Annotated in this window: 14 protein-coding genes; 8 read left to right on the forward strand and 6 right to left on the reverse strand. The window is 72.4% G+C overall.

The window, feature by feature from the left end; all coding sequences use genetic code 11:
• Positions 1 to 142: 142 nt before the first annotated feature.
• From E1289_RS00480 to E1289_RS00515, 8 genes are all read left to right on the forward strand, one after another.
• On the forward strand, positions 143 to 2,794 hold the full coding sequence (locus tag E1289_RS00480) for a DNA translocase FtsK (RefSeq protein WP_207928702.1): 2,652 nt from the start codon (positions 143 to 145) through the stop codon (positions 2,792 to 2,794).
• A 175-nt stretch (positions 2,795 to 2,969) separates the two neighbouring features.
• Positions 2,970 to 3,722 (forward strand): helix-turn-helix domain-containing protein, encoded by a 753-nt coding sequence (locus tag E1289_RS00485; protein WP_131974060.1) that lies wholly within the window; start codon positions 2,970 to 2,972, stop codon positions 3,720 to 3,722.
• A gap of 139 nt (positions 3,723 to 3,861) precedes the next feature.
• A complete protein-coding gene (gene rimO, locus E1289_RS00490; RefSeq protein WP_131974061.1) occupies positions 3,862 to 5,268 on the forward strand; it encodes a 30S ribosomal protein S12 methylthiotransferase RimO in 1,407 nt (468 codons plus the stop codon).
• Positions 5,265 to 5,852, forward strand: a complete 588-nt coding sequence (locus E1289_RS00495; protein WP_131974062.1) for a CDP-alcohol phosphatidyltransferase family protein — start codon at positions 5,265 to 5,267, stop codon at positions 5,850 to 5,852. The genes rimO and E1289_RS00495 overlap by 4 nt, the downstream gene beginning before the upstream one ends.
• A gap of 511 nt (positions 5,853 to 6,363) precedes the next feature.
• Positions 6,364 to 7,653: a CinA family nicotinamide mononucleotide deamidase-related protein gene (locus E1289_RS00500; RefSeq protein WP_131974063.1), complete on the forward strand. Its 1,290-nt coding sequence runs from the start codon at positions 6,364 to 6,366 to the stop codon at positions 7,651 to 7,653.
• 117 nt (positions 7,654 to 7,770) lie between these two features.
• The gene (locus E1289_RS00505) at positions 7,771 to 8,124 is read left to right on the forward strand and encodes a helix-turn-helix transcriptional regulator (protein WP_131950198.1); all 354 of its coding nucleotides are present in this window, start codon (positions 7,771 to 7,773) and stop codon (positions 8,122 to 8,124) included.
• A gap of 126 nt (positions 8,125 to 8,250) precedes the next feature.
• On the forward strand, positions 8,251 to 8,718 hold the full coding sequence (locus E1289_RS00510; protein ID WP_131974064.1) for a DNA starvation/stationary phase protection protein: 468 nt from the start codon (positions 8,251 to 8,253) through the stop codon (positions 8,716 to 8,718).
• A 135-nt stretch (positions 8,719 to 8,853) separates the two neighbouring features.
• On the forward strand, positions 8,854 to 9,384 hold the full coding sequence (locus tag E1289_RS00515; protein WP_131974065.1) for a hypothetical protein: 531 nt from the start codon (positions 8,854 to 8,856) through the stop codon (positions 9,382 to 9,384).
• A 33-nt stretch (positions 9,385 to 9,417) separates the two neighbouring features.
• Here the strand turns inward: E1289_RS00515 and E1289_RS00520 are convergent, their stop codons facing one another.
• From E1289_RS00520 to E1289_RS00545, 6 genes are read right to left on the reverse strand one after another with little or no spacing between them, the layout of a single operon-like run.
• Positions 9,418 to 10,200, reverse strand: a complete 783-nt coding sequence (locus E1289_RS00520) for a DNA-formamidopyrimidine glycosylase family protein (protein ID WP_131974066.1) — start codon at positions 10,198 to 10,200, stop codon at positions 9,418 to 9,420.
• Positions 10,201 to 10,216: 16 nt separating this feature from the next.
• Positions 10,217 to 10,681, reverse strand: coding sequence for an Rrf2 family transcriptional regulator (locus tag E1289_RS00525; protein WP_131974067.1), 465 nt, complete (start codon positions 10,679 to 10,681; stop codon positions 10,217 to 10,219).
• Between the two features lie 50 nt (positions 10,682 to 10,731).
• The gene (locus tag E1289_RS00530) at positions 10,732 to 12,186 is read right to left on the reverse strand and encodes a glycoside hydrolase family 3 N-terminal domain-containing protein (RefSeq protein ID WP_243712510.1); all 1,455 of its coding nucleotides are present in this window, start codon (positions 12,184 to 12,186) and stop codon (positions 10,732 to 10,734) included.
• Positions 12,183 to 13,025 (reverse strand): carbohydrate ABC transporter permease, encoded by an 843-nt coding sequence (locus E1289_RS00535; RefSeq protein WP_131974068.1) that lies wholly within the window; start codon positions 13,023 to 13,025, stop codon positions 12,183 to 12,185. Before E1289_RS00535 ends, E1289_RS00530 begins: the two co-directional genes overlap by 4 nt.
• Positions 13,022 to 13,993, reverse strand: a complete 972-nt coding sequence (locus E1289_RS00540; protein WP_131974069.1) for a sugar ABC transporter permease — start codon at positions 13,991 to 13,993, stop codon at positions 13,022 to 13,024. The genes E1289_RS00535 and E1289_RS00540 overlap by 4 nt, the downstream gene beginning before the upstream one ends.
• 36 nt (positions 13,994 to 14,029) lie before the next feature.
• On the reverse strand, positions 14,030 to 15,298 hold the full coding sequence (locus E1289_RS00545) for an extracellular solute-binding protein (RefSeq protein ID WP_131974070.1): 1,269 nt from the start codon (positions 15,296 to 15,298) through the stop codon (positions 14,030 to 14,032).
• Positions 15,299 to 15,314: the final 16 nt, after the last annotated feature.

Genomic DNA, 15,314 nt, shown 5'->3' on the forward strand with positions numbered 1-15,314 from the left:
CCGGGCGGGCCGGCCGCGGGACGCGCGTCCCGCGGCCGCCGCTCCGGGCGCCGCCCGGGGGCGGCCCGTCCCCGGTACCCGGCTCCAACACGCCCGTTCCCCATCCCGGGAACTCGCGGGGTCCTTGGTTACTCTCGTAACCATGGCCACACGTACGTCTGGGGGCGCGAAGCGGTCCTCCTCGCGTGCGGGGGGCAACGCGGCCCGCAAGCCCGCGGCACGGTCCACCCCCCGGAAGCGGCCGACCGGCACCGGGAAGGGTGGGGGCCGCGGCACGGGCCGGGGACGCCCCCCGCAGAAGCCCGACCCGATCTCCCAGGCGGTTCTCGGGTTCTTCAAGCTGCTGTTCAAGCTGTACCTGCTCGCGGCCGTCGCGGTGGGCTCGATCTTCCGCGCCTACGGGCACGGCGCCCGCAACCTCGACCCGGAGCACCGCCGCGACGGGCTGGGGCTCGCGCTGCTCGGCTCGTCCATCGTGCTGGCCTCGGTCACCTGGTTCCGGCCGGACGGCGTCGTCACGATCGCGCTGGAGAAGGTGGCGCGCGGCGGCCTCGGCATCATCGCGATGGCGCTGCCCGTGCTGCTGGCCCTGCTGGCGTGGCGGACGCTGCGCCATCCCGAGCACCACGAGGACACCGGCCGCATCGTCATCGGCATGACCGCCCTCACCGTCGGCGTGCTCGGCATCCTGCACATCGCCGCGGGCGTCCCGTCGCCCGCGGCGGACATGGACGGGGTGCGCGATTCGGGCGGCGTGGTCGGCTGGCTGGTGTCGGCGCCCCTGGAGGCGGCGCTCAGCGGATGGGTGGCCGTGCCGCTGCTGCTGCTCCTGTCCGGGTTCGGGCTGCTCGTCGTCACCGCGACCCCCATCAACCGGGTCCCCGAGCGGGTCACCGAGCTGTGGGCCGTGGCCACGCTGCAGGGGCGCCCGCAACGCGAGACCGGGGACGGTGACGGGAACGAGGCGGAGGCGCCGAAGAAGCGCCGCCGGAAGAAGAAGCCCGACGACGAGGCCCCGGACGAGCTGGAGGTCGGCGAGCACTCCCGGCCCTACGACACGCCGCTGCTGGAGGAGGAGCCGAAGCGGCCCGCCCGCCCGCGGCGCGACCTCGCCGACGAGCTGTTCGAACCGGACCCGTTCCAGTCGGACGTCCCGCCGCCCGCGGACGACGAGCCGCCGGCGGGCGAGCCCCCGGTGGACGAGCACCCGGTGGGCGAGTCCCCGGTGGGCGAGCACGGGGCCGGCGGGGACGTGCTGGTCCCCGAGGTGCCGGACCCGACGCCCGGCCCGCGCCGCACCGAGCAGCTGCCGCTGTCGTCGTCCGGCGAGATCTACGTGCTGCCCGACCCGTCGGCGCTGCGCCCCGGCACCATCACCAAGGCGCGCACCAAGGCCAACGACACGGTGGTGAACGCGCTCACCGGCGTGCTGGAGCAGTTCGACATCGACGCGCAGGTCACCGGGTTCACCCGCGGCCCGACGATCACCCGGTACGAGATCGAGCTCGGCCCCGCGGTGAAGGTGGAGAAGGTCACCGCGCTGACCAAGAACATCGCCCTGGCGGTCAAGAGCGCCGACGTGCGCATCATCTCCCCGATCCCCGGCAAGTCGGCGATCGGCGTGGAGATCCCCAACACCGACAAGGACATCGTCAGCCTCGGCGACGTGCTGCGCTCGCCCGCCGCGACCAACGAGCACCACCCGATGATCGTCGGGCTCGGCAAGGACGTCGAGGGGCGCACGGTCGTGGCGAACCTGGCGAAGATGCCGCACATCCTCATCGCGGGCGCGACCGGCGCGGGCAAGTCGACGTGCATCAACGGGCTGATCACCTCGATCCTGATGCGCGCCACCCCCGACGAGGTCCGGATGATCCTGGTGGACCCCAAGCGGGTCGAGCTGACGATGTACCAGGGCATCCCGCACCTGATCACGCCGATCATCACCAATCCGAAGAAGGCCGCCGAGGCCCTCGACTGGGTCGTCGGCGAGATGGACCGCCGCTACGACGACCTGGCCGCGTCGGGGTACCGGCACATCGACGACTTCAACAAGGCCGTGAAGGCGGGCAAGCTGACCGCGCCGCCCGGCAGCGAGCGCGTCTACACGCCGTACCCGTACATGCTGGTCATCGTGGACGAGCTCGCCGACCTGATGATGGTCGCGCCGCGCGACGTGGAGGACTCGGTCGTCCGCATCACCCAGCTGGCCCGCGCCGCCGGCATCCACCTGGTGCTGGCGACGCAGCGGCCCTCGGTGGACGTCGTCACCGGGCTCATCAAGGCGAACGTGCCGTCCCGGCTGGCGTTCGCGACCTCGTCGCTGTCCGACAGCCGCGTCATCCTCGACCAGCCCGGCGCGGAGAAGCTCGTCGGGCAGGGCGACGCGCTGTTCCTGCCGATGGGCGCGAGCAAGCCCATGCGCATCCAGAACGCCTACGTGGCGGAGAAGGAGATCCACGGGATCGTCGAGCACTGCAAGGGGCAGATGGAGGCGAGCTACCGGGAGGACGTCGCCGCGGGGGGCGCGCCGAAGAAGGAGATCGACGAGGAGATCGGCGACGACATGGACCTGCTCGTCCAGGCCATCGAGCTGGTCGTGTCCACCCAGTTCGGGTCGACGTCGATGCTGCAGCGCAAGCTCCGCGTCGGGTTCGCCAAGGCGGGACGCCTGATGGACCTGATGGAGAGCCGCGACATCGTCGGCCCCAGCGAGGGCTCCAAGGCGCGGGACGTGCTGACCAAGCCGGACGATCTGCCCGGGGTGCTCGCGGAGCTGCGCGGCGGCGGATGACCCCGTGCCTCGCGAAGAGGCCGGGAAGGGCCGGGGCACGCCGGAACGCCGCCGCATTGCGGAATGATGCGAAATCTTGCCCTGTTTCGAACGTGTCGGCCGTCGCCCAGCGGGCATGGCCGTTCCTAGACTGCTGTCGCAGGAGATCGGCGGACGACTGCCCTGGAGGCCCGGCGTGAGCATCGGTGAGACCTTGGCGGAGGAGCGTCTGCGGGCGGGTCTCTCGGTGACACAGGTGAGTCTCCAGACGCGGATCCGGGAGACCGTGATCCGGGGCATGGAGGCCGACGACTTCTCCTTCTGCGGCGGCAACTTCTACGCCCGCGGGCACATCCGCAGCGTTTCCCGCGTCATCGGCATCGACCCGGAGCCGCTCGTCGCCGAGTTCGACGCGACGCACGGCGGCGCGCCGCAGCCGGTGTCGGCGGTCTCGGCGTTCGAGCCGGAGCAGCCGGTCGCGTTCCGGGAGCGCCGGGCGCCGAACTGGAGCGCCGCGATGGCGCTCGCCCTCGCGTTCGTGGTGATCTACGGCGTCGTCCAGGTGATCGGGCACGACGGCGGCGAGCGGCGCACCGCACAGCAGGTCGCCGGGACCCCCGCGCCCTCCGCGTCCGCGCCCGCGCCGTCCGCGTCGCCGGAGAACGGCGGCCCGGTCGCGGCGGCACCGCGCACCAAGGTCGAGGTGCAGGTCGAGGCCCGGCGCACGACCTGGCTGAACGCCCAGGACGACAAGGGCCGGACGCTGTTCAGCGGCATGCTCCGCAAGGGCGACGTCAAGGACTGGACGGCGAAGAAGCGGATCCAGCTGGTGATCGGCGTCGGCGGCAGCGTCGACCTGACCGTCAACGGCAAGGAACTCGGTTCACCCGGCCAGGGCGAGGGCGTACAGCGGCTGAGCTTCGACAGGAACGACCCCGAACCGGCCTGACCGGCGCGAGCCGTCCTCCCCACGGCACCACCCCCTCCCACGGCCAAAGACAACCCTTCCCACGGACCTTTACGGGGCGGCGGGGCGCGATCTCGGGTCGCTGGTCGGTCCGGGGGACCGCGCCCATTACCTTAGGGTCATGTCGACTCGCCGCAAGGTCTCACTCATCACGCTCGGCTGCGCCCGCAACGAGGTCGATTCCGAGGAGCTCGCCGCGCGCATGGAGGACGCGGGGTGGGACCTGGCCGAGGGCGCGGACGGCGCCGACGTGGTGGTCGTCAACACCTGCGGGTTCATCGAGGCGGCCAAGAAGGACTCCGTCGACACGCTGCTGGCCGCGCACGACTCCGGCGCGAAGGTGGTCGCCGCAGGCTGCATGGCCGAGCGGTACGGCAAGGAGCTGGCGGAGGCGCTGCCGGAGGCCGACGCGGTCATCGGCTTCGACGACTACGCCGGGATCGGCGAGCGGCTCGACGACGTCCTGGCGGGCCGCCGCCGCGACGCGCACACCCCGCGCGACCGGCGGACACTGCTGCCGATCAGCCCGGTCGAGCGGTCGGCGGCACGGGCGGCCGTCCCGGGACACGGGGACGAGCTGCCGGACGGCGTGGCGCCGGCGTCCGGGCCGCGGGTGCTGCGGCGGCGGCTCGGCGGCGGGCCGGTCGCGCCGCTGAAGCTGGCGTCCGGCTGCGACCGGCGCTGCACGTTCTGCGCCATCCCCGCCTTCCGCGGCGCGTACGTGTCGCGGCCCCCGGCGGAGGTGCTGGAGGAGGCCCGCTGGCTCGCCGGGCACGGCGTCCGGGAGCTGGTCCTCGTCAGCGAGAACTCCACGTCCTACGGCAAGGACCTCGGCGACCTGCGGGCGCTGGAGAAGCTGCTCCCCGGCCTCGCCGCCGTGGACGGCATCGAGCGGGTCCGGGTCAGCTACCTGCAGCCCGCCGAGACGCGGCCGGGGCTCATCGAGGCGATCTGCGGCACGCCGGGCGTCGCCCCCTACTTCGACATGTCGTTCCAGCACGCGAGCGGCCCGGTGCTGCGCTCGATGCGCAGGTTCGGCGACCGGGAGCGGTTCCTGGGGCTGCTCGACCAGATCCGGGGGCTCGCGCCCGAGGCGGGCGTGCGGTCCAACTTCATCGTCGGGTTCCCCGGCGAGTCCGAGGACGACTTCGCGGAGCTGGTGGAGTTCCTGGCCGCCGCCCGGCTGGACGCGGTCGGCGTGTTCGGCTACTCCGACGAGGAGGGCACCGAGGCCGCGGACCTGGCCGGCAAGCTCGACCCGGCCGAGGTCGCCGCCAGGGTCGAGGAGCTGACGAGCCTCGCCGAGGAGTTGACCGCGCAGCGCGCCGAGGACCGCGTCGGCTCGGAGGTGCACGTCCTGCTGGAGGACAAGACCGAGGAGGGCGGCGTCGAGGGGCGCGCCGCGCACCAGGCGCCGGAGGTGGACGGGACGGTCCTCGTCCGCGGCGCGGGGCTCGCGCTCGGCGAGATCGTCGCGGCCCGCGTGACCGGCAGCGAGGGCGTGGACCTGATCGCGGACGTGTCATGATCGCCGGCCCTCCCGACCCGGTGACGGGCTCCCAGGATCCGCCCCCCGCCGGTGTCTGGAACATCGCCAACGCGCTGACGCTGGTCCGGATCGCCCTCGTCCCGGTGTTCGTGTGGCTGCTGTTCCTGGACGGCACCGGCTGGCGCCTCGCGGCGTTCGCCGTGTTCGCCGTCGCGTCCCTCACCGACAAGATCGACGGTGACATCGCGCGGGCCCGCGGCCTGGTCACCGACTTCGGCAAGATCGCCGACCCCATCGCCGACAAGGCGCTCACCGGGGCGGCGCTGATCAGCCTGTCGCTGATGGGGGAGCTGTGGTGGTGGGTGACGGCCGCCATCATGATCCGCGAGATCGGCATCACGCTGATGCGGTTCCTGCTGATCCGGCGGAGCGTCATCCCGGCGAGCAAGGGCGGGAAGCTGAAGACGATGCTCCAGGTGATCGCCATCGGCCTGTATCTGCTCCCCGGCCCCCTGGACTGGCTCCGCTGGGCCGCGATGGGCGCCGCGCTGGTCGTCACGGTGGGCACCGGCGTGGACTACGTGGTCCAGGCGTGGCGTCAGCGGGGTGCGGAGTCCGCCTGAGTCCGGATTGAGGCCGCTTGAGGTGGGCTGCGGGACCACGCCCACCCCGGTCGTGGCCCCGCAGCCCCGTTCGCGGGCGCCGCGCTGGTCGATTATCCCTTGCGGAAGGGCAGGCCGACGAATCGGGCGAATGAGTTATGACTCACAACGTGACCTGCGCGTCCGCCGATCGGCAGACCCGGCCGCCGACGGTACGCGGTGCCGATGCGTGCTTCGGCCGCCTGCCCCGGTGCGCGCAGTGGAGGGGGCGGTCGTGGCGTGGGACACAAAGCGCGGCCCCCGCTTTTCCCGGGCGAGCGAACGGGGAAGTCGGAGGTGGTCAGGTTTGGACCGGTGCGATCGAGGCCGCCTCGTCTCCGTCCTCAACCGGTCGTTCTTCTCCGTCAACCGGGGCGGGGCCGGGACCGTCGTCCGGCGACCGCCCGGAGCGGCTTCGCGGGGTGATCGCCGGTAGATTCGGGACGCCGGTCCGGGGCCGGGCGTGGCTGCGGGAAGAGCCGAGAGGGGCGCGATGCGGGTCGAACTGGTCACCGTCGGGGACGAGTTGCTCCTCGGCGACACGGTCAACGGGAACGCCGCCTGGCTCGGGCGCAGGCTCGCCGACCACGGTGTCGAGGTCACCCGCAGCGTGGTCGTCGGCGACCAACTCGATGTGATCATCGAGGCGGTGAACTCCGCGCTCGGCCGCGCCGACGCGGTCATCAGCACCGGCGGGCTCGGCCCCACCTACGACGACCTGACCAGGGACGCCCTCGCCAAGGCGGCGGGCGTCGCGCTCGTCCGGGACCCGGCGCTGGAACGGCGGCTGCGCGACCGCGTCGCCGGGGCCGGCCGCGAGCTGCAGCCCATGGCGCTGCGCATGGCCGACGTCCCCGAGGGCGCGCGGATCCTCGGCAACTCGGCCGGCTCGGCCCCCGGCCTGCGCGTCGAGCTGCCCGGCGGGATCGTCTACGCGCTGCCCGGCGTCCCGTTCGAGATGCGGACGATCATGGACGAGGTCGTGCTGCCGGAACTGGCCCGGTCCGCCGGGCTGCCCGCGGTCGCGCGCCGGGTGGTGCGCACCGCCGGGATGTGGGAGTCGGAGGTCGCGACCCGCCTCGCCGAGGTCGAGGAGGCGGACGGGGTCGAACTCGCCTACCTGCCCGACCCCGCCGAGGTGAGCGTCCGGATCACGGTGTCCGGCGACGACGCCGCGACGCGGCTGGAGGGCGTCGAGGCGCGCGTGCGGGTGCTGCTGGGCCAAGCCGTGTACGGGGCCGGCGACGAGACGCTCTACCGCGTGGTCCACCGGCTGCTCGCCGGGCGTTCGGAGACGGTCGCCACCGCGGAGTCGCTGACCGGCGGTCTCATCGGCGCGGAGCTGACCAAGGCCCCCGGTGCGTCCGCGACGTTCGCGGGCGGGATGGTGACGTACGCGACCGAGCTGAAGGAGCGCGCGCTGGGCGTGCCGGGCGACCTGATGGCCGAGCACGGGGCCGTCCACCCGGACGTGGCCGCCGCGATGGCCGCGGGCGTGCGGGACGCCCTCGGCGCGACCTACGGTCTCGCGGTGACGGGGGTGGCCGGTCCGGAGCCGCAGGACGGCCGTCCGGTGGGAACGGTCTATATCGGCGTGGCCGGACCCGGGGATTCGCGCATCGTGGTCAGTCCGAAACTCCCCGTGCCGGAGGCCGGGCCCGAGGTCCGCCCGGTGATCCGGAGGATGACGGTCGTGCACGCTCTTGACCTGCTGAGACGGGTTTTGCTGGGGCTTGACGTGGCGGCCGAGAGCGGGAAGGCTCAGGCGCACCGGGAAGATTAGGGGTGATTACAGCGTTACGTCTCCAGCGAACACGAAATCAACGGTCTGCCATGCTCGCCGTCAAGCCGGGTACGGTGGAACCGGCAGATGGTCCGAACTGAGGGAGGGAGCGAGACGATGGTCCTGCTTCGCCAGCTGCTCGGTGACGTACTGCGGCAGCTGCGGCTGCGCCAGGGACGCACCCTCCGTGAGGTGTCCGCGGCGGCGCGGGTGTCACTCGGCTACCTGTCCGAGGTCGAACGGGGACAGAAAGAGGCCTCCTCGGAGCTGCTCTCCTCGATCTGCAAGGCCCTGGGCGTCCCGCTGTCGCACGTCCTGAGGGACGTCGCGGATCAGCTCGCCCTCGCCGAGCTGCAGCACGAGCCCGTCATGGCGGGCGCGCCCGAGCACGAGCGCATCTCGGCCGAGAGCATTCCGGAGACGCCCGAGGAGATCACCGGCGAGCTCCGGCCGGACATGGTCGCCGCCTGACCGGCTCTTGGCGTGTTCATGCCTCGACCAGGCCGCGGGTGTGCGCGGCCTCACGCATGGACATGGCATTCGCGGGGAGGGTCCGTGTTGTAACGGATAGCGGAACAATGCGGAAGGAGCCCACCCATGGCGACGGTCAAGAGCCCGCTGTCAGATGAGGCACTGAAGGTGGTCGGGCAGGCCCTGCAGGGCGCTCTCGTCGATCTCATCGACCTTTCCCTGGTGGCCAAGCAGGCGCACTGGAACCTCGTCGGGCGCAATTTCAAGGTCGTCCATGAGCACCTGGACGAAGTCGTGACCCTCGCCCGTACCGGGCAGGACGACGTGGCCGAGCGCGCCGTCGCGATCGGCGTGAACCCCGACGGCCGGGCCCGCACGGTCGCGGACCGCACCAAGGTCCCGCAACTGGAGGCCGGCTACCTCGACGACGACAAGGTCGTCGCCGCGATCACCGACCTGCTCGCCCAGATGATCGAGCGGTTCCGCGAGCGCGTCGCCGCGACCGACGAGCCGGACCAGGTCACCCAGGACCTGCTCATCGGCATCACGGCCGAGTTGGAGAAGCAGCACTGGATGTTCCAGGCGCAGACCTGAGATGCCCGGGCTCCGGCCCGGCGCGCCTGACGGCTCCCGCGTGCGAAAGGCCCCGGCCCCGCCGAACACCCGGCGGGGCCGGGGCCTTTTCGTGTCTCCTGGCGCGGCGCGTCCCGGATGTGGCGATCATGGGGGATGGACGTTACGCGGAGGGTTCCGCCCACGAGGTCCTCGCTTCTGGCGTTCGGGGCGCTCGGCGCCGCGCTGCTCGCCCTCACCGCCTGCGGCGCGGAAGGCGCCGGCGCGGAATGCACGGCGATCGGCTCGTCACCGGGGATGAACGTCGCCGTCGAACCCCCCGGCGCGGCGCGCGTCGCGTCCGCGTCCCTGCGGGTGTGCTGGGACGGAACGTGCCGGGAGCCGGAGATCGAGCTGAGGCCGTCGTCGACGAGCGTCCCGATGGGCTGCGAGGGCGAGGAGCCGGACGCCGTCTGCGGAGCCTCCGCGTCGCCCGACGGAGGCAAGACCGGGTTCGCCATGGTGGAGGGCCTCCCGAAGGCGCCCGTGCGGGTGACGCTCACGCTCCGCGACACCGGTGGCCGGACGCTCGTCGACCGGCGCCTCGACGTCACCCCGAAGGCGACGTTCCCGAACGGCAAGGGCTGCGGTGAGGGCGGCCCGCAGGTGGTGCTGACCGTCGCGGACGGCACCGTGACCGCCGCCTGACCCCCGGCCGGGCGGTCAAGGCCGGCCGTGCGGTCAAGGCTGGCAGTGCGGGCACCAGTACGTGACGCGCTCACCCGCCTGCGCGCCCTGCTGGGCGCGCTCGACGCGGGCACCGCAGCGCCGGCAGGGGCGCCCCGCCCGCCCGTACACCCAGTGCTCACGGCCGCGCCCCAGGTCGCCGGTGGTGATGTGCCCGTGCCGCTCCTTGTTGGCGTCCAGGAGCCGGTGAGCGAGCTCCACCAGGGCTGGCAGGTCGGGCACGTCCCCGGCGGGGGTCCACGGATTGACGCCCCGCAGGAAGAGGATCTCGGCCTTGTAGACATTGCCGATCCCGGCGAGCCGTGTCTGGTCGAGCAGCGCCTCGCCGATGGGCCGGCCGGGCCGCTCGCCGAGCCGGGCGGCCGACTCGGCGGCCGTCTCCGCGCCCCACGCCGGGTCCAGCAGGTCGGGTCCGAGGTGGCCGACGGCCTTGTCCTCCTCGGCGGTGCGCAGCACCTCGACGAGGCCGAGGGAGTAGCCGGCGGCCTGCCACTCCGCGTTCGCCAGCACGAGCCGCACCCGGTGGTCGCGGGGCGCGGGGCCGGCGGGGCCGATCCGCCAGCGCCCGTCCATCATCAGGTGCGTGTGGACGGTGAGGCCGCCCTCCACGCGCACGAGGAGGTGCTTGCCCCGTGACACGGCGTCCAGCACCGTCCGCCCGCGCAGGTCGGCGGTCGCGAACCGGGGGACGCGGAAGTCCGACCGCGTCAGCCGCCGCCCGGCCAGCGCCTCGCGCAGGCGCCGGGCGGTCAGCCAGACGACATCGCCCTCCGGCATGTCTCCTCCGGGACGCTCAGATCAGCGAGGGGCTCTCCCAGGCGGCCGGGTCCTCGGTCAGCTTGCGGACGGGCTCGGGCAGCTCACCGGCGGCGATGTGCGCGAGCTTGACCCGCTCGAGGATGGCGCGCTCGCTGGCGCGCAGCGCGATCCACACCTCCTGCAGGGAACGAGCGGGCCCCTGGTACCCGACGTGCTCGGGGCGCTCCCCGCGGACGCCGAGCAGCGGCCCGTCGATGGCGCGGATGATGTCGGCGAGGGAGATCTCCCCGGCCGGCCGCGCCAGCCAGTAGCCGCCCTCGGGGCCCCGCTGGCTCCGGATGAGACCGGACCGGCGCAGCTGGCCGAGGATGTTCTCGAGGAATTTGGGCGGTATCTGCTGCGCCTCGGCGAGCTGGACGGCGGTCACCGGGCGGCTCCCGGCGACCGCCAGCTCGGCGGCGGCGCGCAACGCGTAGTCGACCCGGGCGGACAATCGCATATGAGCATTATCCCTTGCCGATCGGACCACTCGGGTTTGGTCCGCGTCCGCTAGCAGAGGCCCAGCAGTTCGGCCGCTGCCTGGGCGTTCGCGGCGGCGGCGCCGTAGGTGGCGACGTAGACGGCCGACTCCGGACGCCAGACGGGCAGGCCCATCTCCACCACCACCGTGTCGGGCCGGGCGGTCAGCAGCGCCGTGGTGAGGGCCCGCTGGCCCGCGTGCCGGTGCGCGTCACGCAGGACGACCACGAGGCCGCGCCCGGCGGCGTCCTTGAGCACCCGCTCGGCCGTCCCGGCCGCCGCGGCGCGGACGGCGTCGGGGGCCCACGGGTGCAGGCCCCACGGGGTCGGCCCGACCGCGATGTTCCCCGGCGACTCCGTCTCCACGACCAGCGGCGCCCCGTTCCAGCCGGGCAGCGACCCGCGCACGCGGACGGCGCGGCGGGCGCCCTCCAGCCCGGCGGCGCGGTCCACCGCGGCGGGCGGGCGCCCGGCGAGCCACTCCCGGAGCCGGCCGGTGCGCTCCGCGGCGTCCCGCAGCCGCTCCGGCGACAGCCGCCCGGCCCGCACGGCCCCGCCGATGGCGGCGAGCGTCGCCCGGACGGTCTCGGCGTGCTCGTTCGGGCCGAGGCACAGCAGGTCGGCGCCCGCGATGAGCGCCCGCACCGACGCCTCCGGGATGCCGATCGCGCCGCTCGCGCCCGCCATGTCGAGCGCGTCGGTGACGATCACTCCGCGGTAGCCGAGCCGCTCGCGCAGCAGCCCGGTGATCGCCTCGGGGGACAGTGTGGCGGGCACCCCGCGGGTGATCGCGGGCAGGTTCAGGTGCCCGGTCATCACCGCGCCGGTACCGGCCTCGATCGCCGCCCGGAACGGCACCAGGTCGCGGCGCTCCAGCAGGTCCAGGTCGGCGTCGACGAGCGGGACCGACAGATGGGAGTCGTCCACGGTGGCGCCGTGGCCCGGGAAGTGCTTCGCGCACGCCGCGACGCCCGCCTCCTGCGTCCCGGCGACGGACGCGGCGGCGTGCCGCGCCACGAGACCGGGGTCGGAGCCGAACGAGCGGGTGCCGATCACGGGGTTGTCGTCGGCGGTGTTGACGTCCACCGACGGCGCGAAGTTGACGTTGACGCCGACCTCCGCCAGTTCGGCGCCCAGCGAGCGGTAGACCCGCCGGGTCAGGTCGGGGTCGTCGACGGCGCCGAGCGCGGCGTTGCCCGGGTAGGGGCTGCCCGCCCGGTGGCCGCCGAGGCGGGTGACGTCGCCGCCCTCCTCGTCGATCGCCACGAACGGGTCGCCGGCCTTGCGCAGCCGCGCGGTGAGCGCGGCGAGGGACTCCGGGCTCGGCACGTTGCCGGTGAGGGCGAACAGCGTGACGCCCGCGAGGCCGGCCTCCAGCTCGTCCAGCAGCCAGCGGGGCGCGGTCGCGCCGGGGAACGACGGGAGCAGTGTGCCGCGCGCCAGGCGGGCGATGTCCGAGGTGGTCGCGATGTCGTCGGTCGTCACCCCTTCACCGCCCCGGCGGTGAGGCCGGACACCATGCGGCGCTGGACGAGGAGGAAGAAGGCGATGACGGGAATGGTGAGCAGCGTGGACGCTGCCATGATGGGCCCCCAGGCGTTGCCGCTGCGGCCGAAGAAGAACTGCAGCATGATCGGGAGGGTGTACTTGTCCTGGTCGTTCAGGAACGTGTAGGCGAAGATGAACTCGTTCCAGGCGGTGATGAAGGAGAAGATGCTGGTCGCCACCAGTCCGGGGGCGACGAGCGGGAGCATGACGGTGAAGAACGTCCGGACCGGCCCGGCGCCGTCGATCGCGGCGGCCTCCTCCAGCTCGCGCGGCACCGCGGCGACGAACCCGCGCAGCATCCAGATCGCGAACGGCACGGCGAAGCCGATGTAGACGAGCGTGAGCCCGCCGAGGCTGTTGAGCAGGTCGAGCGTCTTCAGGTCCAGGAACAGCGGGATGACCAGCGCCTCCAGCGGCACCATCTGCACCACGATCAGCATGACGAGGAACGTCGTGCGGAAGCGGAAGCGGAAGCGGGCCACGGCGGTCGCGGCCATCAGCGCGAGCAGGCCCGACACGAGGACGGTCGCGATGGCCAGCAGCGCGCTGTTGCGGAAGTACTCCCAGAAGGAGACCTCCGCGATGCGGCCGTTCAGCACGAGGTCGAAGTGCTCCAGCGTCGGGTCGACGGGAAACGGCTTCGGGGTCGTGCTGAAGATCTCGGTGTTGGGCTTGAACGCGGTCGAGGCCATCCAGAACACGGGGAAGACCGCGAGGACGAAGACGAGCAGCCCCGTCCCGTTCAGCAGGATCTTCCGGACACGCGAGCGTCTCATCTGGTCTCCCCCTGCCGCACCATGACCCGCACGTACAGGGCCGTCACCACGAGCAGGATCATCGTCAGCACGAGCGCGATCGCCGATCCCATGCCGAGCTTCGGATTCAGCGAGCCGAACGCCTCGGAGTAGGCGTAGAGCGACAGGTTGAACGCGTCGCGGTTCGCCATCCCGGACATGATGAACAGCTGGGTGAAGACCTTGAAGTCCCAGATGATCGACATGACGACCAGCACGAGGAAGATCGGCTTGAGCATCGGGTAGGTGATGCTCCAGAACGTCCGCCACGGCCCCGACCCGTCCACCCGGGCCGCCTCGTACAGCTCGCCCGGCACGCTCTTCAGGCCCGCCAGGACCGACACGGCGATGAACGGGCACGCCTGCCAGACGACGCAGACGGTGAGGACCGTGTAGGTGGACAGCGGCGTCGCGAACCAGTTGTGGTCGTTCCAGCCGCCGCCGACGAGGGCGTCGGGCAGCAGGTCCAGTGACCAGTTGACGAGGCCGCCGGTCGAGCCGAACAGCCAGGAGAAGATGATCGCGGCGGTGACCGGCGGGGTCGCCCACGCGATCATCACGCCGCCCGCCACGAAGGCCGACATCCGCTTGCCGAGCCGGTTGAGCAGCAGCCCCACCAGCGTCCCGATGACCAGGGTGAGGGTCACCGCGACGGCGGCGAACAGCACGGTGTGCTTGAGGGTCTGCCAGAAGAACGGGTCGTCGAGGATCTTCTCGAAGTTCCCGGTGCCCACCTGCTCGGCCGGCTCGCCGCGCAGCTGGCGGTTGCCGACCTTCTGGAACGACATGATCCCGATCTGGATCATCGGCCAGAACATCAGGACGGCGATCACGACGACGGTGGGCGCGATCAGCAGGTAGGGCCCGAGTCGGGGCCTGCGGCGGAGGCGCACCCGGCCGGAGGTTCTCCGGCCGGGCGGCTTCCGCACCGCGGGAGCGGTGTCGAGCATGGACGGTCCGATCAGCCGAGGTGACGAGGCGGCGGGCTACGACGCGTTGAGCAGGGTATTGGCCTGCTCGTTCGCCTTTTTCAGCTCCGCCTCGGCCGGTGCGCCCTGCATGATCGCCTTGACCGTGTTCGGCAGCACCTTCTTGGCCTGCTCGAACTCGCCCCAGCCGGCGCTGATCGGCGGGAACTGGGTGTTGGCGGCGATGTCGGTGAAGACCGCGAGCTTCGGGTCGGAGAACTTCACGTCCGAGCGCATGGACGAGAAGCCGCTGTAGTCGGCCCACGCCTTGGCGTGCTTGGCGTTGTTCAGGATCGTGATGTAGTCGAAGGCCGCGGCCTTGGCCTCGCTGTCGGCCCAGACGCCGAGGTCGGACCCGCCGGCCATGACCGGGGCGTTGCCGCCCGCCTTGGTCGGGATCGGGAAGACGCCCCACTTGCCGGCGTCCTTGTCGGCGATCTTCTTCATCTCCTTGAGCGCCCAGCTGCCGTCGAAGTACATGCCGAGCTTGCCGAGCGCGAAGTCGCGCTGCGGGCCCTCCAGCTCGTTCTTGCCGATGTACTTCTCGGGGGCGACCTTCTCCTTGGCGACGAGGCCGGCGTAGAAGTTCACCGCCTCGACGGCCTGGGGCTGGTCGAGCCGGCCCTTCCACCGCCCGTTGTCCTGGACGGCGACCGCGCCGTCGTTGCCCCAGATGAAGCTGAGCAGCGCGTTGGTCTGGTCGCTCGGGACCCCGATGCCCGGGACCTTCTTCTCGTCCTGGACCTTCTTCGCCGCGGCGGTCAGCTCGGCCCAGTTCTTGGGCGTCTGGATGCCGAGTTCCTGGAACCAGTCGGTGCGGTACCAGACGCCCCGCACGCCGCCGTACCAGGGCACCGCGTAGGTCTTGCCGTCCGCCTGGTCGTTGCCGAGGGCCGTCTTGTTGAGCGTCTTGCCGTCGGCCCAGCCCTTGAACTCGTCGGTGATGTCGGCGAGGCTGCCCTGCGCGATGTGGGACTGGACGTCGGTGTTGCCGATCTCGGTCACGTCGGGGCCCTCGCCGCCGGCGGCCGCCTTCTGGAACGTGGTGGCGACCTGCGGCCACGGCACGTACTTGATCTGGACGTCGGTGTCGGGGTGCTCGGCCTTGAAGTCGGCCTCGACGGCGTCGAGGAACCGCGTCTGCTCCGGGGTTCCTTCGCCCATCATCCAGACCTTGAGCTGCGCGGGGTCCTTGCCCGCGTCCGCCCCGTCGCCGTCTTCGCCGCCGCAGGCCGTGGCGGCCAGGGCGATCGCGGCCGCGGCGGCCGCAACCTTGATGTACTTCACTGGGGGATCCTTTCCG

The sequence above is a fragment of the Actinomadura sp. 6K520 genome (assembly GCF_004349245.1).
GTDB lineage: Bacteria > Actinomycetota > Actinomycetes > Streptosporangiales > Streptosporangiaceae > Spirillospora.